We start from the raw sequence: 19778 nt of genomic DNA on the forward strand, positions 1-19778 counted from the left end.
GCCCGCCAGCAGGCCATTCTCCTCAGGGTTGTATCGCCCGACAACCAACCCTAACTGATAGGCCCCGGCCCACTGCGCCCCGGACAATACCGTTTACTCAATCGATAACCTGAGAGTGAACGCATGACTGTAAAATATTTTGCCATCCTGACCAATCAGGGCGCGGCGAAGCTGGCGAACGCCACCGCGCTGGGCACCCAAATCCATATTACGCAAATGGCCGTTGGCGATGGCAACGGCAGCCTGCCCACGCCAGACCCGGCACAAACCCAGTTGGTTAATCAGAAACGCATCGGCGCAGTAAACACACTGACTGTCGATGCCGAGGATGCCAATCAAATTATTGCCGAGCAGGTAATCCCGGAAAACGAAGGGGGATACTGGATCCGCGAGCTGGGTCTTTTTGACGACGATGGCATACTGATTGCCGTCGCCAACTGCCCGGAAACCTACAAACCGCTGTTAGGTGAAGGTAGCGGACGCACGCAGACGATTCGTATGGCGCTGATTGTTTCTTCTACCTCAGCCATCACACTAAAAATTGATCCGTCAGTAGTGCTGGCGACACGCAAGTATGTCGATGACAAGGTTATCGAGGTAAAAGCATATTCTGATGCTCTGCTGAGCCAGCATATTGCAGCCAGCAACCCGCACACGCAGTATGCGCCGATTGCCAGCCCCACACTGACCGGAACACCCAAAGCCCCCACTGCAGCGCAAACGGCAAACGATACGCAACTGGCCACCACCGCTTTTGTTAAAGCAGCAATATCAACGCTGAACCTGGGTGACGGTTCAGCGCTGCCGATTGGTGTGCCCATTCCCTGGTCATCGGCGACACCACCGGCAGGCTGGCTGAAATGTAACGGCGCGGCATTCGCCGCAGCGCAATACCCGAAGCTGGCTGTGGCTTATCCAAACCTTGTATTACCTGATTTACGAGGGGAATTTATTCGTGGCTGGGATGATGGGAGAGGCATTGACCCAGGACGCAGTATGATGAGTTCTCAAGATTTTTTAGTTGAATCCCACACGCACTCTCTAACCTATCGTGCGTTATTTCCTGAAACCCCAGGGTCTACTCACTTCGGCGGAGTAACTTCAGCAGTAATGGTTGGGCTTGGAAGTATCATGTCCTCTTATGGTGGTTCTGAAACTCGTCCGCGCAACATCGCCTTTAACTACATTGTGAGGGCTGCATAATGACATCAGCAGTATTGGATAAAGCAAAAATCGCCACCACAGCAGGAAACATCACGGCTTACAGCTTTTCTGCGCAAACCGGCGAATTTACGGGTTCCAGCGAAGAGTTTTTAGCGATCGGCGTTGGTCTTCCCGCCGGTTCAACAGACATTACTCCCGGTGCCGTTGCTGAGGGATGTGTGGCTGTCTTTACGGGGAGTGAGTGGGAGCAGAAAGAAGATCATCGGGGAAAAACCGTCTATTCCACGGCCGATCTTAGCGCCTCAACAGTGGATTATATCGGCCCGCTTAAAGACGGATTTGTTGCCATTGAGCCCGCAACGCCCTATGACAAGTGGAACGGAAGTGCATGGATTACGGACGCCGAAGCGCAACACGTAGCCGCGGTTCAGGATGCGCAGGCACTTCGTCAACAACATATCGATACGGCGATGTCATCAATCAGCATTATCCAGCTTAAGTTGCAGGCGGGCAGGACGTTGAATGACGAAGAAAAAAACCGGCTCGACCAGGTTCTGGATTATATCGATGCCATAAACGCCATTGACCTCTCCAGTGCGCCCAATATCACCTGGCCCACTCAACCAGCATAATTCAACGGGCTACGGCCCGTTTTTTTTATCGCCCGCTGTTGTTTCATCCTCGCCCCAACCCCGATAAATAGCGCTGCGCCGCTGCGGCCTGGAGAATAGCACTCACCCCAACACCACGGAGTTAAACGGATGAGTGACTATCATCATGGCGTTCAGGTCGTCGAAATCAACGACGGCACGCGCGTCATTTCCACTGTCTCAACCGCCATTGTCGGCATGGTATGTACTGCCAGCGATGCCGATGCGGCAACCTTTCCACTGAATGAACCGGTGCTTGTCACCAGCGTGCAAAGCGCCATCGCCAAAGCGGGTACCAAAGGTACGCTGGCCTCTTCGCTGCAAGCCATTGCCGACCAGGCGAAACCGGTTATCGTCGTTGTGCGCGTCGCTGAAGGCAGCGGCGATGATGCGCAGGCGCAGACGATTTCCAACATCATCGGCACCACCGATGAAAACGGTAAATACACCGGCCTGAAAGCGCTGCTGACCGCCGAAGCCGTCACCGGCGTGAAACCGCGTATTCTGGGCGTGCCGGGTTATGACACGCAGGAAGTCGCCACCGCACTGGCGCCAGTCTGCCAGAAGCTGCGCGCCTTCGGTTATGTCAGCGCCTGGGGCTGCAAAACCATTTCTGATGCCATCAAGTATCGCGAGAACTTCAGCCAGCGCGAGCTGATGGTGATTTGGCCGGATTTTCTCGCCTGGGATACGGTGGCGAACGCGACGGCAACCGCCTACGCTACCGCCCGCGCACTTGGCCTGCGTGCGTATATCGACCAGTCTGTCGGCTGGCACAAAACGCTGTCCAACGTTGGCGTGAATGGCGTCACCGGCATCAGCACCCCGGTCTTCTGGGATTTGCAGGAATCCGGTACCGATGCCGACCTGCTGAACGAAGCGGGTGTGACGACGCTGATTCGCAAAGATGGCTTCCGCTTCTGGGGCAACCGTACCTGCTCCGACGATCCGCTGTTCCTGTTTGAAAACTATACCCGCACCGCGCAGGTTATCGCCGACACCATGGCAGACGCGCATATGTGGGCGGTCGACAAACCGATCACCGCGACGCTTATCCGCGACATCATCGACGGTATCAACGCCAAGTTCCGCGAACTGAAAAGCAACGGTTACATCGTTGATGCCACCTGCTGGTTCGACGAGAGCGCCAATGACGCCGAGACCCTGAAAGCCGGGAAACTGTATATCGATTACGACTATACGCCGGTGCCGCCACTGGAAAACCTGACCTTACGCCAGCGCATCACCGATAAATATCTGGCGAATCTGGTCTCCTCGGTCAACAGCAATTAAGGAGCCTGATAAATGGCAATGCCGCGAAAACTGAAATATATGAACGTGTTCCTCAATGGCTACAGCTATCAGGGGATCGCAAAATCCATCACGCTGCCGAAACTGACCCGCAAGCTGGAGAACTACCGTGGCGCAGGCATGAACGGTATCGCGCCGATTGATATGGGTCTTGATGACGACGCCATGGCAATGGAGTGGTCGCTGGGCGGCTTCCCGGATGAGGCTATCTGGGAACTGTATGGCGCAACCAGCGCCGATGCGGTGCCGATCCGCTTTGCTGGTTCCTACCAGCGCGATGACACCGGTGAAACGGTCGCCGTTGAAGTGGTGATGCGCGGTCGTCAGAAAGAGATCGACACCGGCGAGAACAAGCCGGGCGAAGATACCGAGTCCAAAATCTCTGTCGTCTGTACTTATTTCAAACTGACGATGGATGGCAAGGAACTGGTGGAAATCGACACCATCAACATGATCGAAAAAGTGAACGGCGTCGATCGTCTCGAACAGCACCGCCGCAATATCGGCCTGTAACCCCTGCCCGGTCAGCCAGTCTGGCCGGGACTTCCCTTCGCTAACGCAATCACGAGGATTTTATGAGCAACGAAACTGATAACGTCGTTACCCTGGAAACGCCGATCAAACGCGGCGAACAGCTTATCAACGCCGTTACCCTGATGAAACCGAATGCCGGCACCCTGCGCGGTTTGAGCCTGGCGGCAGTGGCGAATGCTGAAGTGGATGCGCTGATTAAAGTGCTGCCGCGTATCACCTCGCCTTCCCTGACCGAACAGGAAGTGGCGGCGCTGGATCTGGCGGATATGGTCGCGCTGGCAGGCAAGGTGGTCGGTTTTTTGTCGCCGGTTTCGGTACAGTAAGTTTTCCGGCCAACCTGTCGGTTGACGATTTGATGGCGGATATCGCGGTGATTTTTCACTGGCCGCCATCAGAACTCTACCCCCTGAGTCTGAGCGAACTCATCACATGGCGCGAAAAGGCGCTTCAGCGAAGCGGAAACACACATGAGTAACAGCACAAATATTGACGCACTGCTCACGGCTGTTGACCAGGCGACGCGCCCGTTTAAAAACCTGCAAACGGCGAATGTTTCGCTTGCTGCGGGTATCAAAGAGACGGAGAAAAATCTGCGCGGGTTGTACAGCCAGCTTGCCCAGGTTGAGGGTTTAACGCAGGCCGAAAAATCCCTTTCGGCACTCAGCCTGCGCCTGCAAACCGTGCAGTTGCGCGCGCAAAAGCTGACGGAGCAAGGCCCGCCGACGCGCAGCCACGCCAGCATTCTAAACTTCACGCAGGAGCGTGCAACCGCGCTTTCGCAACAGCACGAAACGGCACGCGGAGCGGTGATCGACCACCGTTTAACGCTGCTGCGCGCAGGCATTGAGCCGAATGCACCGGCGGCGGCGAAACTGCAACTGCAAAGCCAGATCAGCGATCATCGCGCGCAGCTTGTCACGCAGCAGCAGGCGCTGAAACAGAAGACCCGGCAAAAACGCGCGGAAAAAATCCAGGCGGGCCAGCAAACGATTCAGGGCATCGCCGGGAAAGTCTCCGCGGTGGGCAAAACCGGAATGGCCGTCGCCACTTCTGGCTTCAACATCGGCAAAAAACTCCTGCAGCCGGGCTATGAGCAATCGCTGAAAAATAGCGCGCCGGCGCAGTCTGAAAGCGAAGTAAGTAACCCGGCAAGTGCGGTAAGCGCGCAGGCGGGCAATCTCGGTACCGATTTACAGGCACTGCAAAGTGCTTATCAGTCGCTGAGCGTGGATATTTTCAGTACGCAAGAATCCTCCCTGCGCCAGCTGGTGCAAACGGCAACGGTTTATCTGGGGCAGTTGCAACAGTGGGTGCAGAACAACCAGGGGCTGGTGCAAACCTTCGGCATGATTGCCACTGTCGTGGTCGGCGTTGCCGGGGCGATTGGCACCGTCGCGGGCGTTATCGCGCCGGTCTTTACGGGTATCAGCACGCTGATCACCATTGCGACCACTTTTGGCAGCGTCTTTACTACCGTCTGCGGCGGGATTATGGCGGTGCTTGGTTCGCTCACGCTGCCGATTGTCGGCGTGATTGCCATTGTTGCCGCCGCCGCGCTGGCCATTTACACCTGGTGGCAGCCAATCAGCGCTTTCTTTAGCGGTGTAATGGCCGGGATTGGCGCCGCGTTCGCTCCGCTCGCCGGACTGTTTGCGCCGCTACAACCGCTGTTTGATCTCATCGGCAACGGCTTGCAGAACATCAAACAACTCTTCAGCGATCTGATTACCCCCGTTCAGGCCAGCCAGGAAACGCTGAACCAGTGCGCAAAAGCGGGTTTCTATTTCGGCCAGATGCTCTCTGGCTCCATCGCGCTGGTGATTGAGAGCGTAAAAATATTGGGCAGCGGCCTGAATTGGGTACTGGAAAAACTCGGGATTATCGACAAAAAACCGGTGCTCGAGGTACCGAAACCGCCGACAGATGCCAGCGGCAGCCAGAGCTACATTCAGCCAACCAGTGCAATGCCTGGCTTTAACAATTATCAGGCAGCGAAACCGGCTGGCGGTGGTTCCTACGTTGACCAGAGCAGAACGGATATCAACGTGACGCTACAGGGCGATGTTTCACCGGGCAGCGATAACAGCCGCCACCTGATGGAGCTGCTCGAACAGTACGAAAACAATAAGCGCGACAATGCGCTCTCGCAATTCAACGCGTTAGGAGGTTATGCACCATGATGCTGGCGCTGGGACTTTTTGTATTTATGCGGCAGACACTGCCCTATACCACCATGAACCGCACGGCCGGATATAACTGGGCCTCCAATAGCCGCGTCGGTAAACGCGCGGCATTTCAGTACCTTGGCCCGGGCGAAGAGACCATCGTTCTTGGCGGTGACCTCTATCCGGAGCTGACCGGCGGCCTGCAGTCGCTGGATGTCGTGCGCACAATGGCCGAACAGGGGAAAGCGTGGCCGCTGATTGACGGAACGGGAACCATTTACGGCATGTTTGCTATCGAAAGCCTGAAGGACAACGGCTCCGAGTACTACAGCGACGGTTCGCCCCGCAAAATTTCCTTCACACTGAGCTTAAAGCGGGTGGATGAGTCGCTGGCCGCCATGTTCGGCGATATTCGCCAGCAGGGCGAAGAGCTCTATTCCAGGGCAAGAAAAACGCTGGGGATCGACCTATGATCGATGCGCTGACCAATGGGCTGGCGCAGGTCAGCAGCCCTGCTTATTTACTGATGCTGGACGGTAAAGATATCACCGAAAATATTGCCCCCCGGCTTATCAGCCTGACTATCGAAGATAACCGTGGTTTCACCGCTGATACGCTGACACTGGTGCTGAGTGACGCCGATGGCGATATTCAGTTGCCGCAGCGCGACACGAAAATCCGCGTATTTATCGGCGAAAAGGGCTATGCGCTGGTCGGGCTGGGTGAGTTTGTTATCGATCAGGTTAAGCATGATGGTGCGCCGGATAAGGTGACGGTGATCGGACGCAGTGCGGATTTCAACGGCAAACTCAACAAAGAACATGAGCAGTCGTGGCATGACACCACGCTGGGCGCCATTGTTGAGGAGATTGCTAAACGCTGCGGGCTGGAAGCCAGCGTTGCCGAATCACTGAAGAGGATTAAGATTGCGCATATCGACCAGTCGATGGAATCGGACGCCAGTTTCCTGCACCGCCTGGCGGTGCGTAACGGTGCCGAACTGACGGTGAAATGGAACAAACTGATGCTGATTAAACCAGGACGGGGATTGAATGCAAAGGGCGAAGCGTTCCCGCAGGTTGTCATTCAGCGCAGCGACGGTGATAAACACAGTTTTAATATTGCCGACCGCTCAAGTTACACCGGCGTGACGGCGCGCTGGCTTGATACCAAAAAGCCAAAAAATCAGACGCAAAAAGTGCAGTTACAACGTAAAACCACTGCGCAACCCCCTGCCAGTACAGAGCATCCCCAGGCGGTGACACCTGCGGCAGAGCAAAGCGAAAAGCCGGTTTACGTTGCCGGGAGTGCCGATAACGTCTATGGCATGTCGACCGTCTATGCCAGCAAAGAGGAAGCGAAAAGGGCAGCTGATGGGCTGTGGCATTACATTCAACGTAATACGGCCACCTTTTCCCTCACGCTGGCGCGGGGACGTACCGACATCACCCCGGAAACGCCGGTGCGGGTCTCTGGCTTTAAGACGGTCATTGACGATACGGCATGGACGATTAAAAAAGTGACGCACAGCCTGGATAACAATGGGTTTGTCAGCAAGCTTGATTTGGAGGTCAAAATCAAGGAGGGACAATATGATGTGCAGAATAAATAGCAAATGCGATTTAAAGTTTGCATTTGCAAGTTATAAGTTTATTATTGCAGCATGTTAACGAGGGAGAACCCACCATGATGCATTGCCCGGTATGCCAGCAAGCGGCGCATGCGCGCTCAAGCCGCTACCTGAGTTCCGAAACCAAAGAGCGCTACCATCAGTGTCAGAACATCCAGTGTGGCTGCACATTTGTCACCCACGAGTCGCTGGCGCGCTACATTGTCCGACCGCCGGTGACAGAAGCCTCTCCCCATTCAACGCGATAATTGCTTTTCCTCAGCCTGCGCCAGCAGGCTTTTTTTTGCCTGTCGCCACGGCAATCCGCTGCCGCCATTCTGCCGCCATCGCCAATAAAAAAGGGGTTAGCATTACGCTAACCCCTTGTTCTATAACACGCTTTGGATGTTGCGCGTGCGTTTTATCAGTTAAGACGCTCTTTAATACGAGCAGACTTACCGGTACGCTCACGCAGGTAGTACAGTTTAGCTTTACGTACAGCACCACGACGTTTAACAGCAATGCTGTCAACTACCGGAGAGTGAGTCTGGAAGACACGCTCAACGCCTTCGCCGTTGGAAATTTTACGAACAGTGAATGCAGAGTGCAGACCGCGGTTACGAATAGCGATAACCACGCCCTCGAATGCCTGCAGACGTTTTTTGGAACCTTCAACAACCCATACTTTCACTTCCACGGTATCACCCGGACGGAAGGAAGGTACGTCCTGCTTCATCTGCTCTTGTTCAAGTTGCTTAATAATGTTGCTCATAATTTAATCTCTTATCCTGGGTAAACTGATATTCGGGGGTGTATTACACCAGCCCATCATGTTTGTGTTGCTGTTGCGCGTGCTCTCGTTGGAACTCCGCCAGCAACCTTGCTTGCTCTTCAGTCAGAGCCAGGTTTTCCAGAAGTTCAGGTCTTCTAAGCCAGGTACGGCCCAGCGACTGCTTCAAACGCCAGCGACGTATCTCAGCATGGTTCCCCGACAGTAATACCGCCGGTACTTCCATCCCTTCTAACACTTCAGGTCGGGTGTAGTGTGGACAATCCAGCAACCCGTCAGCAAAGGAATCTTCCGTTGCCGATGCTTCGTGCCCCAGTACCCCCGGAATAAACCGGGAAACCGAGTCAATCAGCGTCATTGCTGGTAACTCACCACCACTGAGAACGTAATCGCCGATAGACCATTCTTCGTCAATCTCGGTTTGAATTACGCGCTCATCTATCCCTTCATAGCGACCACACACCAGAATCAACTTCTGATTGGTAGCCAGCTCGCTAACGCCCGCTTGATCAAGCTTGCGTCCCTGAGGTGACAGATAAATCACTTTGGCGCCTTCACCCGCCGCGGCTTTTGCTGCATGAATGGCGTCCCGCAACGGGTTCACCATCATTAACATCCCCGGTCCGCCGCCGTAAGGACGATCGTCCACGGTACGGTGCCGGTCATGAGCGAAATCACGCGGACTCCAGCTCTGGATGCTCAGCAGGCCATTTTTTACTGCCCGGCCAGTTACCCCGTAGTCGGTAATCGCGCGGAACATTTCAGGAAACAGGCTAATTATGCCAATCCACATAGCGCCGTCTTTTACCGTATATCCGGAGGTTTAAAAACCAGGATCCCAATCTACTTCAATGGTTTGAGTAGTGAGATCGACTTTCTTGATAACCTGCCCATCGAGGAACGGAACCAACCGCTCCTTGATACCAAATGCATCTTTCAGGTTTGCCTTGATGACGAGAACGTCATTAGACCCGGTTTCCATCATATCGACGACTTTACCGAGGCTGTAACCTTCAGTAGTCACTACCTGGCAGCCCATCAGGTCTTTCCAGTAGTAGTCACCCTCTTCCAGTTCCGGCAACTGCGAGGAATCTACGACGATTTCGCAATTCGTCAGCAAATTCGCTGCATCTCTGTCATCAATACCTTTCAGTTTGATGACGATGTCCTGATTGTGGTAGCGCCAGCTTTCCAGCTCAATGCTCTGCCACTGACCCGCCTTCTGGATAAACCAGGGCTGATAGTCAAAAATGCTTTCGGCGTCTTCGGTGGAGGAAAACACTCTGAGCCAACCACGAATTCCGTAAGAAGACCCCAGTTTGCCGACAATAATTGGCTCAGCAGGGACCGCTGCGGTTTGTTGCTTGCTCATCATGACCACCGTGACAGATTAAGCTGCTTTCTGTGCTTCTTTGATCAGCGCGGAAACGCGATCGGAAACGGTAGCGCCCTGGCCAACCCAATGCTGAATACGATCCAGATCCAGGCGGGTGCCTTCTTCTTTCTCGGAAGCGATCGGGTTGAAGAAGCCAACGCGCTCAATGAAGCGACCGTTGCGTGCATTACGGCTGTCAGTCACAACAACCTGGTAGAACGGACGCTTTTTAGCGCCGTGACGTGCTAAACGAATAGTTACCATAACATCCTCTTGTGTGAATAAAACACCAGGCCCCATCGAGGAACGGAGCCCGGCGTCATATTAAAAGCCCGAAAATTTTACTGATTTTTGGGGAAATTGCAATCAGGATAAAGTAAACAAGGAGAATAAGGCATATATCGGTGCAACCAGTTTAGTTCCGGCGTGTGCGCAGAAAGCGGAGCGTACACGGAGTGCGTGAGCATTTACTCGCTCCGCTCGCCCTCCGGGGCCGCCCTAAAGGGCGTTCAAAACACGTTCGTGTTTTGTCGGGCACACCCCGGAGCTAAAATGGCAAACAAGATAGCCTTATATCCTTGTTTTGCACGCAGTACGTGAGGATGACGAGCAACCCCCGGCACCAAAATAAAATAGCAAAAAAGCCAGGCCGTTTATTAGCGCCCAGGGAAGCCTGGCGGCATCATCCCCTTCATCCCGCGCATCATCTTCGCCATCCCGCCCTTCTTCATTTTCTTCATCATGCGCTGCATGTCGTCGAATTGTTTAAGCAGACGGTTCACATCCTGCACCTGCATACCGCAGCCTGCTGCGATACGGCGTTTACGGGAGCCTTTGATAATGTCCGGATTGGCGCGCTCTTTCAGCGTCATCGAGTTAATGATCGCTTCCATCCGCACCAGCACTTTGTCATCCATTTGCGCTTTGACGTTGTCCGGGATCTGCCCCATGCCCGGCAGCTTGCCCATCAGACTTGCCATACCGCCCATGTTTTTCATCTGGCGCAGTTGTTCAAGGAAATCGGTCAGATCGAAGCCGTCGCCTTTTTTCAGCTTGTTCGCCAGCTTCTCAGCCTGCGCACGGTCAACCTTGCTCTCGATATCTTCAATCAGCGACAGCACGTCGCCCATACCGAGAATGCGCGAGGCAATACGATCCGGATGGAACGGCTCCAGCGCTTCGGTTTTCTCGCCGACGCCGAGGAACTTAATCGGTTTGCCGGTGATGTGTCGAATCGACAGCGCCGCACCGCCGCGGGCGTCGCCGTCCACTTTGGTCAGCACTACGCCGGTAAGCGGCAGCGCTTCATTAAAGGCTTTCGCCGTGTTCGCCGCATCCTGACCGGTCATAGCATCGACAACAAACAGCGTTTCCACCGGGTTAATCGCGGCATGAACCTGTTTGATTTCGTCCATCATCGCTTCATCAACGTGCAGACGACCGGCGGTATCCACCAGCAGCACGTCGTAGAATTTCAGCTTCGCTTCTTTCAGCGCCGCGTTAACGATATCGACCGGCTTTTGCGCGACGTCAGACGGGAAGAAATCGACTTCAACCTGCTGCGCCAGCGTTTCCAGCTGTTTGATCGCCGCCGGGCGATAAACGTCCGCCGAAACGACCAGCACTTTCTTCTTGTGCTTTTCGCGCAGGAACTTACCGAGCTTACCGACGCTGGTAGTTTTACCAGCACCTTGCAGGCCAGCCATCAGCACTACCGCCGGCGGCTGCGCGGCGAGGTTCAGGCTCTGGTTCTCTTCACCCATCGCCGCAACCAGTTCGTTACGGACGATTTTGACGAATTCCTGACCCGGCGTCAGGCTTTTGTTAACTTCATGACCAACCGCTTTCTCTTTTACGCGGTTGATAAAGTCACGCACTACCGGCAGCGCAACATCCGCTTCCAGCAGCGCCATGCGCACTTCGCGCAGGGTATCTTTGATGTTGTCTTCAGTGAGGCGTCCACGGCCACTGATATTGCGCAGCGTGCGCGACAAACGATCGGTTAAATTATCAAACATTGTCTCTCGCCTGAGGTGATACGGTTGGCCGCCAGGGCGACGCATTACAGAAATTTGCCGGAGTATAACATGAAGACATTGCTCCTGTATGTGATGCAACTGTTGGAGCCAACGTCGCCTGACGTTATACTGCTTTTCTTTCTTCTTCAGTCAACTGCCGACATCCCTATGCCCGTTTTTGCTCTGATCGCTCTTGTTGCCTACTCAATCAGTATCGCGCTGATCATCCCCGGTTTGCTGCAGAAAAACAGCGGCTGGCGGAAAATGGCTATTCTTTCGGCGGTGATCGCGCTTATTTTTCACGGTTTCGGGCTGAAAGAACGGCTGTTTCCGGACGACGGCGGGCAAAACCTCAGCTTGCTGAATGTCGGTTCGCTGGTCAGTCTGATGATCTGTACGGTGATGACCATTGTCGCCTCGAAAAACCGCGGCTGGCTGCTGCTGCCGATTGTATATACCTTCGCGCTGATCAACCTCGCCTTCGCGATTTTCGTGCCGAATGAGTACATCACTCACCTGGAAGCGACGCCCGGCATGCTGGTGCATATCGGCCTGTCGCTCTTCTCTTATGCCACACTGATTATTGCAGCGATGTATGCCCTGCAACTGGCCTGGATCGACTATCAGTTGAAGAACAAACGGCTGGCTTTCAGTAGCGAAATGCCGCCATTAATGGTCATTGAGCGCAAGATGTTCCACATCACCCAGGTCGGCGTAGTACTGCTGACGCTGACGCTCTGTACCGGCCTGTTCTATATGAAGAACCTGTTTAGCATGGAAAATATCGACAAAGCCGTGCTCTCTATTATTGCCTGGTTTGTCTATATCGTCCTGCTGTGGGGCCATTACCATGAAGGCTGGCGCGGTCGCCGGGTTGTCTGGTTCAACGTTGCGGGCGCGGGTATTTTAACGCTGGCCTACTTTGGCAGCCGTATCCTGCAACAGTTTGTGAGTTAACGCCAAAAGGAGTTCCCCCTGGAACACATCTCTACCACGACGCTGATCATTACCCTGATTATCATGGTCGTGGTCTCAGCCTATTTCTCCGGTTCTGAAACCGGGATGATGACGCTGAACCGCTATCGCCTGCGTCACCTGGCCAAGCAGGGTAACCGCGCGGCCAGGCGCGTCGAAAAGCTGCTGCGCAAGCCCGATCGCCTGATTAGCCTGGTGCTGATCGGCAACAACCTCGTCAATATTCTTGCCTCGGCGATAGGTACTATCGTCGGGATGCGCCTGTACGGTAACGCAGGTGTAGCGATTGCCACCGGCGTGCTAACATTTGTGGTGCTGGTGTTCGCCGAAGTATTGCCGAAAACCATTGCCGCGCTCTACCCGGAAAAAGTCGCCTTTCCCAGCAGCTTTCTGCTGGCGCCATTGCAGGTGATTATGCTGCCGCTGGTGTGGCTGCTTAACGGCGTCACCCGCGTGCTGATGCGCATGGTTGGCATCAAAGCCGATGTGGTGGTCAGCGGTGCGCTCAGCAAAGATGAATTACGCACTATTGTTAACGAATCGCGCTCACAAATCTCGCGCCGTAACCAGGACATGCTGCTGTCGATTCTCGATCTGGAAAAGGTGAGCGTTGATGACATCATGGTGCCGCGCAACGAAATTGTCGGGATCGATATTAACGATGACTGGAAAGCGATTGTTCGCCAGCTCACTCACTCGCCGCACGGGCGCATTGTGCTGTACCGCGATTCGCTGGATGACGCCATCAGCATGTTGCGCGTGCGCGAAGCCTATCGCCTGATGACCGAAAAGAACGAGTTCACCAAAGAGGTGATGCTGCGCGCTGCCGATGAAATCTACTATGTGCCTGAAGGGACGCCGCTCAGCGTTCAGCTGGTGAAATTCCAGCGCAATAAAAAGAAAGTCGGGCTGGTGGTCGATGAGTATGGCGATATTCAGGGGCTGGTGACGGTAGAAGATATTCTTGAAGAGATTGTCGGCGATTTCACCACCTCTATGTCGCCTGCGCTGGCCGACGAAGCCACGCCGCAAAACGACGGCTCGGTGATAATCGATGGCAGCGCCAGCGTGCGCGAACTGAATAAAGCCTTTAACTGGCACTTGCCGGAAGATGAAGCCCGCACCATTAACGGCATGCTGCTGGAAGAGCTGGAAGAGATCCCGGCCGTTGGCACGCGCGTACGCATTGAGCAGTACGACATCGATATTCTCGATGTGCAGGACAACATGATTAAGCAGGTAAAAGTGATCCCGGTGAAAACGCTGCGCGAAAGCGTGGCCGAATAAAATGAAAAACCCTCTCCGGGCGGAGAGGGTTTCAGACGGGATTAACCCTTAGCTTTGGCGACGGTAACCATGGCCGCGCGAATAGTACGACCGTTTAAGGTATACCCTTTCTGCATCACGCCCAGCACGTTGCCAGCGGCGATCTCGTCGGATTCCACCATCGCAATCGCCTGATGGACGTTCGGATCCAGCGGAACATCGGTATCAGCAACCACTTCAACGCCGAATTTCTTCACTACATCCAGCATCGATTTCAGCGTCAGTTCGATACCTTCAACCATCGGCGCCATTTCGGCGTTGTTCCTGTCTGCGACTTCGAGCGCGCGATCCAGGCTATCCACTACCGGCAGCAGTTCGTTGATGAATTTTTCCAGCGCGAACTTATGCGCTTTTTCAACGTCCTGTTCGGTGCGGCGACGCAGGTTTTCCATTTCCGCTTTCATGCGCAGAACAGTTTCACGCTCGCGGTTTTGCGCTTCGGTTAACTGCGCTTCAAGGTTCGCAATTTTCTCATCGCGCGGATCCACCTGCTCAGCAGAATCGTCAGACTCAACAACTGCCTCAACTTCGTCGTGCTGTTCCATGATAATTTCTTCCGGGGCTTGCCCGTCAGGCGTTTTCTGTTCTTTACTACTCATGAATTTCTCCGCGTTTTTTTGCATTCATCTCGCTAACCTGGCTTATTATGGGGATCAGTTTCCGGGATTCAAGGGAACGTGACAGATTGTCATCATTCATTCGCCACAAGGACCACCAGAACATGACCCTCCATTTCAAGTGTATTGGTATTGTCGGGCATCCACGGCACCCTACCGCGCTGACCACACATGAAATGCTCTACCGCTGGCTTCACGAAAAAGGTTATGACGTCATTGTCGAACAACAGATTGCCCAGGAATTGCAGCTCACGAATGTGAGGACCGGCACACTGGCGGACATTGGTCAGCAGGCCGACCTGGCTGTGGTGGTCGGCGGCGACGGCAATATGCTGGGCGCGGCGCGTACGCTGGCGCGCTATGATATTCAGGTGATCGGCATCAACCGCGGTAATCTCGGTTTTCTTACCGATCTCGATCCAGACAACGCCCAACAGCAGTTGGCCGATGTACTGGAAGGGCATTATATCGCCGAAAAACGCTTCTTGCTGGAAGTACAGGTCTGCCAGCAGAGTTCCCTGCCAGAGTGCCAAAAACGGATCAGCACCGCTATCAACGAAGTGGTGCTACACCCGGGAAAAGTTGCCCATATGATTGAATTCGAAGTATATATCGATGAAATCTTCGCGTTCTCTCAGCGTTCCGATGGGCTGATCATCTCCACACCCACTGGATCGACCGCTTATTCACTCTCTGCCGGCGGGCCAATTCTGACGCCGTCGCTGGATGCAATTACGCTGGTGCCCATGTTCCCGCATACCTTGTCGGCCCGCCCGCTGGTAATTAACAGCAGCAGTACCATTCGCTTGCGCTTTTCCAACCGTCGCAGCGACCTGGAGATCAGTTGTGACAGCCAAATTGCGCTGCCGATCCAGGATGGCGAAGATGTGCTGATCCGCCGCAGCGACTATTACCTGAATCTGGTTCACCCTAAAGATTACAGTTATTTCAATACATTAAGCTCAAAACTTGGCTGGTCGAAAAAATTGTTCTGAAATTCACCGTCAGGGCTTTACTGTATATAAAACCAGTTTATACTGTATGAAAACACAGTTATGGTTTTTCATACAGGAAAGCAACCATGTTGGCACAACTGACCATCAGTAATTTTGCTATCGTTCGTGAGCTTGAGATCGATTTTCACAGCGGGATGACGGCTATTACCGGCGAAACCGGGGCGGGTAAATCCATTGCCATTGACGCGCTTGGGCTGTGCCTCGGCGGTCGTGCTGAAGCCGACATGGTGCGCGCAGGTGCTCCGCGCGCCGACCTGTGTGCCCGCTTTGCACTGAAAGACACACCCGCAGCGCAGCGCTGGCTGGAAGAGAATCAACTGGAAGATGGACGTGAGTGTTTACTTCGCCGCGTCATCAGCAGCGACGGGCGTTCCCGTGGTTTTATCAACGGAACGGCGGTACCGCTTTCTCAGCTCCGTGAACTTGGCCAACTGCTCATACAGATCCATGGTCAGCACGCGCACCAGCTGTTAACCAAATCAGAACACCAGAAGAGCCTGCTCGATGGCTATGCCGGTGAGTATGCGCTCACTCAGCAAATGGCTGAACATTACCGCACCTGGCACCAGAGCTGCCGCGAACTGGCTCAGCATCAGCAGCAAAGCCAGGAGCGCGCCGCCCGTGCCGAACTACTGCACTACCAACTGAAAGAACTGAATGAATTCCACCCGCAGCCGGGTGAATTTGAGCAGATCGACGAAGAATACAAACGTCTCGCCAACAGTGGCCAGCTGCTTTCCACCAGCCAGCACGCGCTGAACGTGCTGGCCGATGGCGAAGAGGTCAACCTGCAAAGCCAACTCTATAACGCCCGCCAGCTTTTAACGGAGCTGGCAGGTATGGATTCGCGCCTTTCCGGCGTGCTGGATATGCTGGAAGAAGCGGCTATTCAAATCAGTGAAGCCAGCGATGAGCTGCGCCATTACTGCGACCGCTTAGATCTCGATCCCAATCGTCTGTACGAACTGGAACAGCGAATCTCCCGGCAGATCTCGCTGGCGCGTAAGCACCATATCTCCCCAGAAGAACTGCCGCAGTTCCACCAGTCTCTACTCGATGAACAGCAGTTACTGGACGATCAGGCCGACTCCCAGGAGACGCTGGCGCTGGCGGTAACGCAGCACCACCAACTGGCGCTGTCCAGCGCGCAGGCCCTGCATACCCAGCGCGTGAAATATGCTCAGGAACTGAGCGAACTGATCACCGAGAGTATGCACGCACTTTCCATGCCGCATGGCGTGTTTGTCATTGATGTCGATTTTGACGATCGTTCGCTGACGGCAGAAGGCGCAGATCGTATTGAATTTCGCGTCACCACTAACCCCGGGCAGCCGCTGCAACCGATCGCTAAAGTTGCCTCCGGCGGCGAGCTGTCACGCATTGCACTGGCGATTCAGGTGATCACCGCACGGAAGATGGAAACCCCGGCGCTGATCTTCGATGAAGTGGATGTCGGTATCAGCGGGCCAACGGCGGCCGTGGTCGGCAAGCTGCTGCGTCAACTGGGCGAATCGACTCAGGTAATGTGCGTTACGCACCTGCCGCAGGTTGCCGGTTGTGGCCATCATCACTTTTTTGTCAGCAAAGAGACCGACGGCGCGATGACCGAAACACATATGCAACCGCTGGATAAACGCGCCCGTCTGCAGGAGCTGGCCCGCCTGCTCGGCGGCAGCGAGGTGACGCGCAATGCGCTGGCAAACGCCAAAGAGCTGCTGGCTGCGTAAACTTTTCGGTAATATGACGGTCTGAGTTCTCGACAAAATCGACAACAGACCAGCCCGCAGAGGTTTTAAACTGGCTAAAGGTCTATTATCATCGGCATATTACATATGAGCCACGTATTGTTCGGGCCCGAAAAGGAATCAAATCACTATGCGCTGTAAAATGCTGACTGCTGCCGCAGCGGTTCTCCTGATGTTGACCGCTGGTTGCTCTACCTTAGAACGCGTGGTTTACCGCCCTGATATCAATCAGGGGAACTACCTGACACCAAACGATGTTTCCAAAATCCGCGTAGGTATGACGCAACAGCAGGTTGCTTATGCACTGGGTACGCCAATGATGAAAGACCCATTTGGCACCAACACCTGGTTCTATGTGTTCCGCCAGCAGCCGGGCCACGAAGATGTCACACAGCAGACGCTGACGCTGACCTTCAACAGCAATGGTGTGTTAACCAATATGGATAACAAACCTGCTCTGACCAAAAGCTAAGATCGCAGAAACGCAAAAAGGTGCTCAGTGAGCACCTTTTTTGTTAACAGCACATTACGACTTGTTCGCCGCTTTTTCTGCCCGCTGGCGACGCAGCTCTTTCGGATCGGCAATCAGTGGACGGTAAATCTCCACGCGGTCTCCCTCATGTACCACATCATGCAGTTTTGCCGGACGGCTGTAGATGCCCACTTTATTGACCTTCAGATCGATATCACTGCGCAACTCCAGCAGGCCTGACTGGCGAATCGCCTGCTCAACGGTCGCGCCCTCTTCCAGCGTCACCCGTTGCAGATACTGCTTTTCCGGCAGTGCATAAGCCACTTCGACGGCAATTTTACCCGACACGGTAAACCTCTTTCGCGCGAAGAGTAAACGCCTGCACCATATTGGCCGCCAGCTCTTTAAAGATGCGACCAAAGGCTAGCTCAATCAGCTTATTGGTAAATTCAAAATCAAGCTGAAACTCAATGCGACAGGCATCGGCACTGAGCGGCGTAAATTTCCAGCCGCCCATCAATGATTTAAAAGGTCCATCGACCAGATGCATCAAAATGCTTTGGTTAGCAGCCAGCGTATTGCGCGTGGTAAACGTTTTGCTGATCCCGGCTTTGGAAACATCGACCGCCGCCGTCATCTGCGTCGGCCCGGCTTCCAGCACCCGGCTGCCGGTGCAGCCAGGCAAAAACTTAGGATAAGATTTCACATCGTTCACTAACTGATACATCTGTTCCGCGCTGTAAGGCACCAGCGCAGTACGGCTAATCTGAGGCATAAGGTTTTCCGCGTTCACACAATCGTCAAATAATACCATTTCCGTCGGATGAAAGGAAAACGCTAAGCCGGAACTCATGCTAAGATAACGCGTTAAACCTCACAGGACGCAATGAGGTCAGTTTCAGATATCAGATTACCGGATGGCTTCACGACATTATGACGAAGAAAAAAGCACATAAACCAGGTTCAGCCACCATTGCGCTGAATAAGCGCGCCCGCCATGAATACTTTATCGAAGAAGAATTTGAGGCCGGGCTGTCACTGCAAGGCTGGGAAGTAAAATCCTTACGCGCAGGTAAAGCTAACATTGGCGACAGCTACGTTATTCTGAAAGACGGCGAGGCGTTTCTGTTTGGCGCAAACTTTACGCCATTAACCGTTGCCTCCAGCCACTATGTGTGTGACCCCACACGTACCCGTAAGTTACTGCTGAATCAGCGCGAACTGGATTCCCTCTACGGCCGCATCAACCGTGAAGGCTACACCGTCGTCGCGCTGTCGCTGTACTGGAAAAACGCCTGGTGCAAAGTGAAAATTGGCGTAGCGAAGGGTAAAAAACAGCACGATAAACGCTCCGATCTGAAAGAGCGCGAATGGCAGTTGGATAAAGCCCGCATCATGAAAAACGCCGGGCGCTAACCCGCACAGCCCTCTCACACCGGGAGAGGGCAACACGGCTTTCCGGCTTCTCTTGTTTATCCCACTAAATTTTTTCCTCGAATAACGCTTCGATAGAACAAATGCCGCTCAGAATATCCTCAACTCGCATTATCAGGCCGTTTGCCGCGATATGGACTGGTATGCTGCGTCATAAATCTGTTATACTCAGCGAACACTTTTGGGGCTGATTCTGGATTCGACGGGATTTGCGAAACCCAAGGTGCATGCCGAGGGGCGGTTGGCCTCGTAAAAAGCCGCAAAAAATAGTCGCAAACGACGAAAACTACGCTTTAGCAGCTTAATAACCTGCTGAGAGCCCTCTCTCCCTAGCCTCCGCTCTTAGGACGGGGATCAAGAGAGGTCAAACCCAAAAGAGATCGCGTGGATGCCCTGCCTGGGGTTGAAGCGTTAAATCTAATCAGGCTAGTTTGTTAGTGGCGTGTCCGTCCGCAGCTGGCAAGCGAATGTAAAGACTGGACTAAGCATGTAGTACCGAGGATGTAGGAATTTCGGACGCGGGTTCAACTCCCGCCAGCTCCACCAAATATACATGGACAGTGGCAGGACAGAGTTT

At 54.0% G+C, this 19778-nt stretch carries 24 protein-coding genes and 1 other RNA gene; 17 read left to right on the forward strand and 8 right to left on the reverse strand.

Translation table 11 applies throughout. The features are described 5' to 3' along the window. The first annotated feature begins 123 nt into the window (after positions 1-123). The 10 genes from CWM66_RS26200 (at position 124) to CWM66_RS26245 (ending at position 7702) form a co-directional block, all read left to right on the forward strand. Complete coding sequence (locus CWM66_RS26200; RefSeq protein ID WP_007370720.1) at positions 124-1203, forward strand: phage tail protein; 1080 nt, start codon at positions 124-126, stop codon at positions 1201-1203. Continuing rightward, the gene (locus CWM66_RS26205) at positions 1203-1796 is read left to right on the forward strand and encodes a tail fiber assembly protein (protein ID WP_007370719.1); all 594 of its coding nucleotides are present in this window, start codon (positions 1203-1205) and stop codon (positions 1794-1796) included. Before CWM66_RS26200 ends, CWM66_RS26205 begins: the two co-directional genes overlap by 1 nt. A 129-nt stretch (positions 1797-1925) precedes the next feature. Beyond that, positions 1926-3107, forward strand: a complete 1182-nt coding sequence (locus CWM66_RS26210; RefSeq protein ID WP_007370717.1) for a phage tail sheath protein — start codon at positions 1926-1928, stop codon at positions 3105-3107. A gap of 12 nt (positions 3108-3119) precedes the next feature. After that, entirely contained in the window at positions 3120-3638 is a 519-nt protein-coding gene (locus CWM66_RS26215; protein ID WP_007370716.1) for a phage major tail tube protein, read from the forward strand. A gap of 62 nt (positions 3639-3700) precedes the next feature. Next, entirely contained in the window at positions 3701-3982 is a 282-nt protein-coding gene (locus tag CWM66_RS26220; RefSeq protein ID WP_035888387.1) for a phage tail assembly protein, read from the forward strand. A 32-nt stretch (positions 3983-4014) separates the two neighbouring features. Beyond that, positions 4015-4134: a GpE family phage tail protein gene (locus tag CWM66_RS26225; protein WP_061493592.1), complete on the forward strand. Its 120-nt coding sequence runs from the start codon at positions 4015-4017 to the stop codon at positions 4132-4134. After that, positions 4127-5839, forward strand: coding sequence for a phage tail tape measure protein (locus tag CWM66_RS26230; protein WP_035888385.1), 1713 nt, complete (start codon positions 4127-4129; stop codon positions 5837-5839). The genes CWM66_RS26225 and CWM66_RS26230 overlap by 8 nt, the downstream gene beginning before the upstream one ends. After that, entirely contained in the window at positions 5836-6297 is a 462-nt protein-coding gene (locus tag CWM66_RS26235; RefSeq protein WP_035888383.1) for a phage tail protein, read from the forward strand. Before CWM66_RS26230 ends, CWM66_RS26235 begins: the two co-directional genes overlap by 4 nt. Next, the gene (locus CWM66_RS26240; protein ID WP_107147625.1) at positions 6294-7436 is read left to right on the forward strand and encodes a contractile injection system protein, VgrG/Pvc8 family; all 1143 of its coding nucleotides are present in this window, start codon (positions 6294-6296) and stop codon (positions 7434-7436) included. The genes CWM66_RS26235 and CWM66_RS26240 overlap by 4 nt, the downstream gene beginning before the upstream one ends. Positions 7437-7510: 74 nt before the next feature. Beyond that, on the forward strand, positions 7511-7702 hold the full coding sequence (locus CWM66_RS26245; RefSeq protein WP_071531981.1) for an ogr/Delta-like zinc finger family protein: 192 nt from the start codon (positions 7511-7513) through the stop codon (positions 7700-7702). A gap of 155 nt (positions 7703-7857) precedes the next feature. On the opposite strand, the gene rplS is transcribed toward CWM66_RS26245, so the two are convergent. The 5 genes from rplS to ffh form a co-directional block, all read right to left on the reverse strand. After that, positions 7858-8205: a 50S ribosomal protein L19 gene (gene rplS / locus CWM66_RS26250; protein WP_002914145.1), complete on the reverse strand. Its 348-nt coding sequence runs from the start codon at positions 8203-8205 to the stop codon at positions 7858-7860. 43 nt (positions 8206-8248) lie between these two features. Then, positions 8249-9016, reverse strand: a complete 768-nt coding sequence (gene trmD / locus CWM66_RS26255) for a tRNA (guanosine(37)-N1)-methyltransferase TrmD (protein WP_007370710.1) — start codon at positions 9014-9016, stop codon at positions 8249-8251. A gap of 30 nt (positions 9017-9046) precedes the next feature. After that, the gene (rimM, locus tag CWM66_RS26260; protein ID WP_007370709.1) at positions 9047-9595 is read right to left on the reverse strand and encodes a ribosome maturation factor RimM; all 549 of its coding nucleotides are present in this window, start codon (positions 9593-9595) and stop codon (positions 9047-9049) included. Between the two features lie 18 nt (positions 9596-9613). Further along, entirely contained in the window at positions 9614-9862 is a 249-nt protein-coding gene (rpsP, locus tag CWM66_RS26265) for a 30S ribosomal protein S16 (RefSeq protein WP_007370708.1), read from the reverse strand. Between the two features lie 392 nt (positions 9863-10254). Continuing rightward, positions 10255-11616 (reverse strand): signal recognition particle protein, encoded by a 1362-nt coding sequence (gene ffh, locus CWM66_RS26270; RefSeq protein WP_035888381.1) that lies wholly within the window; start codon positions 11614-11616, stop codon positions 10255-10257. A 168-nt stretch (positions 11617-11784) separates the two neighbouring features. Here ffh and CWM66_RS26275 point away from each other — a divergent pair, with 168 nt between their 5' ends. After that, positions 11785-12573 carry an inner membrane protein YpjD gene (locus tag CWM66_RS26275; protein ID WP_007370706.1) on the forward strand — a complete coding sequence of 263 codons (789 nt, stop codon included), beginning with the start codon at positions 11785-11787 and terminating at the stop codon, positions 12571-12573. An 18-nt stretch (positions 12574-12591) separates the two neighbouring features. Continuing rightward, positions 12592-13878, forward strand: coding sequence for an HlyC/CorC family transporter (locus CWM66_RS26280; RefSeq protein ID WP_035888378.1), 1287 nt, complete (start codon positions 12592-12594; stop codon positions 13876-13878). 41 nt (positions 13879-13919) lie between these two features. On the opposite strand, the gene grpE is transcribed toward CWM66_RS26280, so the two are convergent. After that, positions 13920-14516: a nucleotide exchange factor GrpE gene (grpE, locus tag CWM66_RS26285; protein ID WP_007370704.1), complete on the reverse strand. Its 597-nt coding sequence runs from the start codon at positions 14514-14516 to the stop codon at positions 13920-13922. 122 nt (positions 14517-14638) lie between these two features. Between grpE and nadK the strand changes: the two genes are divergently transcribed. The 3 genes from nadK (at position 14639) to bamE (ending at position 17767) form a co-directional block, all read left to right on the forward strand. After that, positions 14639-15529, forward strand: a complete 891-nt coding sequence (nadK, locus tag CWM66_RS26290; RefSeq protein ID WP_035888376.1) for an NAD(+) kinase — start codon at positions 14639-14641, stop codon at positions 15527-15529. 86 nt (positions 15530-15615) lie between these two features. After that, the gene (gene recN, locus CWM66_RS26295) at positions 15616-17277 is read left to right on the forward strand and encodes a DNA repair protein RecN (protein WP_107147626.1); all 1662 of its coding nucleotides are present in this window, start codon (positions 15616-15618) and stop codon (positions 17275-17277) included. Between the two features lie 148 nt (positions 17278-17425). Beyond that, positions 17426-17767, forward strand: coding sequence for an outer membrane protein assembly factor BamE (gene bamE, locus CWM66_RS26300; RefSeq protein WP_007370700.1), 342 nt, complete (start codon positions 17426-17428; stop codon positions 17765-17767). Between the two features lie 54 nt (positions 17768-17821). Here bamE and CWM66_RS26305 read toward each other — a convergent pair whose 3' ends face one another. Both CWM66_RS26305 and CWM66_RS26310 read right to left on the reverse strand, forming a co-directional pair. Next, the gene (locus tag CWM66_RS26305; protein ID WP_035888373.1) at positions 17822-18115 is read right to left on the reverse strand and encodes an RnfH family protein; all 294 of its coding nucleotides are present in this window, start codon (positions 18113-18115) and stop codon (positions 17822-17824) included. Further along, positions 18105-18542 carry a type II toxin-antitoxin system RatA family toxin gene (locus tag CWM66_RS26310; protein ID WP_035888475.1) on the reverse strand — a complete coding sequence of 146 codons (438 nt, stop codon included), beginning with the start codon at positions 18540-18542 and terminating at the stop codon, positions 18105-18107. The genes CWM66_RS26305 and CWM66_RS26310 overlap by 11 nt, the downstream gene beginning before the upstream one ends. Positions 18543-18700: 158 nt before the next feature. Here CWM66_RS26310 and smpB point away from each other — a divergent pair, with 158 nt between their 5' ends. After that, positions 18701-19183: an SsrA-binding protein SmpB gene (smpB, locus tag CWM66_RS26315; RefSeq protein WP_007370697.1), complete on the forward strand. Its 483-nt coding sequence runs from the start codon at positions 18701-18703 to the stop codon at positions 19181-19183. Positions 19184-19384: 201 nt separating this feature from the next. Beyond that, positions 19385-19747: a transfer-messenger RNA gene (gene ssrA / locus CWM66_RS26320) on the forward strand. Positions 19748-19778 lie beyond the last annotated feature (31 nt).

This window comes from Kosakonia sp. H7A (genome assembly GCF_003028445.1).
GTDB lineage: Bacteria > Pseudomonadota > Gammaproteobacteria > Enterobacterales > Enterobacteriaceae > Kosakonia > Kosakonia radicincitans.

What these genes read in the sequence shown, in the direction of transcription:
- CWM66_RS26235 (WP_035888383.1), top strand. Translation starts at nt 5,836, where the DNA reads ATGATGCTGGCGCTGGGACTTTTTGTATTTATGCGGCAGACACTGCCC.
- CWM66_RS26275 (WP_007370706.1), top strand. Translation starts at nt 11,785, where the DNA reads ATGCCCGTTTTTGCTCTGATCGCTCTTGTTGCCTACTCAATCAGTATC.
- CWM66_RS26240 (WP_107147625.1), top strand. Translation starts at nt 6,294, where the DNA reads ATGATCGATGCGCTGACCAATGGGCTGGCGCAGGTCAGCAGCCCTGCT.
- CWM66_RS26245 (WP_071531981.1), top strand. Translation starts at nt 7,511, where the DNA reads ATGATGCATTGCCCGGTATGCCAGCAAGCGGCGCATGCGCGCTCAAGC.
- recN (WP_107147626.1), top strand. Translation starts at nt 15,616, where the DNA reads ATGTTGGCACAACTGACCATCAGTAATTTTGCTATCGTTCGTGAGCTT.
- nadK (WP_035888376.1), top strand. Translation starts at nt 14,639, where the DNA reads ATGACCCTCCATTTCAAGTGTATTGGTATTGTCGGGCATCCACGGCAC.
- smpB (WP_007370697.1), top strand. Translation starts at nt 18,701, where the DNA reads ATGACGAAGAAAAAAGCACATAAACCAGGTTCAGCCACCATTGCGCTG.
- CWM66_RS26220 (WP_035888387.1), top strand. Translation starts at nt 3,701, where the DNA reads ATGAGCAACGAAACTGATAACGTCGTTACCCTGGAAACGCCGATCAAA.
- CWM66_RS26230 (WP_035888385.1), top strand. Translation starts at nt 4,127, where the DNA reads ATGAGTAACAGCACAAATATTGACGCACTGCTCACGGCTGTTGACCAG.
- CWM66_RS26205 (WP_007370719.1), top strand. Translation starts at nt 1,203, where the DNA reads ATGACATCAGCAGTATTGGATAAAGCAAAAATCGCCACCACAGCAGGA.
- CWM66_RS26310 (WP_035888475.1), bottom strand. Translation starts at nt 18,542, where the DNA reads ATGCCTCAGATTAGCCGTACTGCGCTGGTGCCTTACAGCGCGGAACAG.
- CWM66_RS26225 (WP_061493592.1), top strand. Translation starts at nt 4,015, where the DNA reads ATGGCGGATATCGCGGTGATTTTTCACTGGCCGCCATCAGAACTCTAC.
- CWM66_RS26215 (WP_007370716.1), top strand. Translation starts at nt 3,120, where the DNA reads ATGGCAATGCCGCGAAAACTGAAATATATGAACGTGTTCCTCAATGGC.
- ffh (WP_035888381.1), bottom strand. Translation starts at nt 11,616, where the DNA reads ATGTTTGATAATTTAACCGATCGTTTGTCGCGCACGCTGCGCAATATC.
- grpE (WP_007370704.1), bottom strand. Translation starts at nt 14,516, where the DNA reads ATGAGTAGTAAAGAACAGAAAACGCCTGACGGGCAAGCCCCGGAAGAA.
- CWM66_RS26210 (WP_007370717.1), top strand. Translation starts at nt 1,926, where the DNA reads ATGAGTGACTATCATCATGGCGTTCAGGTCGTCGAAATCAACGACGGC.
- trmD (WP_007370710.1), bottom strand. Translation starts at nt 9,016, where the DNA reads ATGTGGATTGGCATAATTAGCCTGTTTCCTGAAATGTTCCGCGCGATT.
- rimM (WP_007370709.1), bottom strand. Translation starts at nt 9,595, where the DNA reads ATGAGCAAGCAACAAACCGCAGCGGTCCCTGCTGAGCCAATTATTGTC.
- rplS (WP_002914145.1), bottom strand. Translation starts at nt 8,205, where the DNA reads ATGAGCAACATTATTAAGCAACTTGAACAAGAGCAGATGAAGCAGGAC.
- CWM66_RS26200 (WP_007370720.1), top strand. Translation starts at nt 124, where the DNA reads ATGACTGTAAAATATTTTGCCATCCTGACCAATCAGGGCGCGGCGAAG.
- rpsP (WP_007370708.1), bottom strand. Translation starts at nt 9,862, where the DNA reads ATGGTAACTATTCGTTTAGCACGTCACGGCGCTAAAAAGCGTCCGTTC.
- bamE (WP_007370700.1), top strand. Translation starts at nt 17,426, where the DNA reads ATGCGCTGTAAAATGCTGACTGCTGCCGCAGCGGTTCTCCTGATGTTG.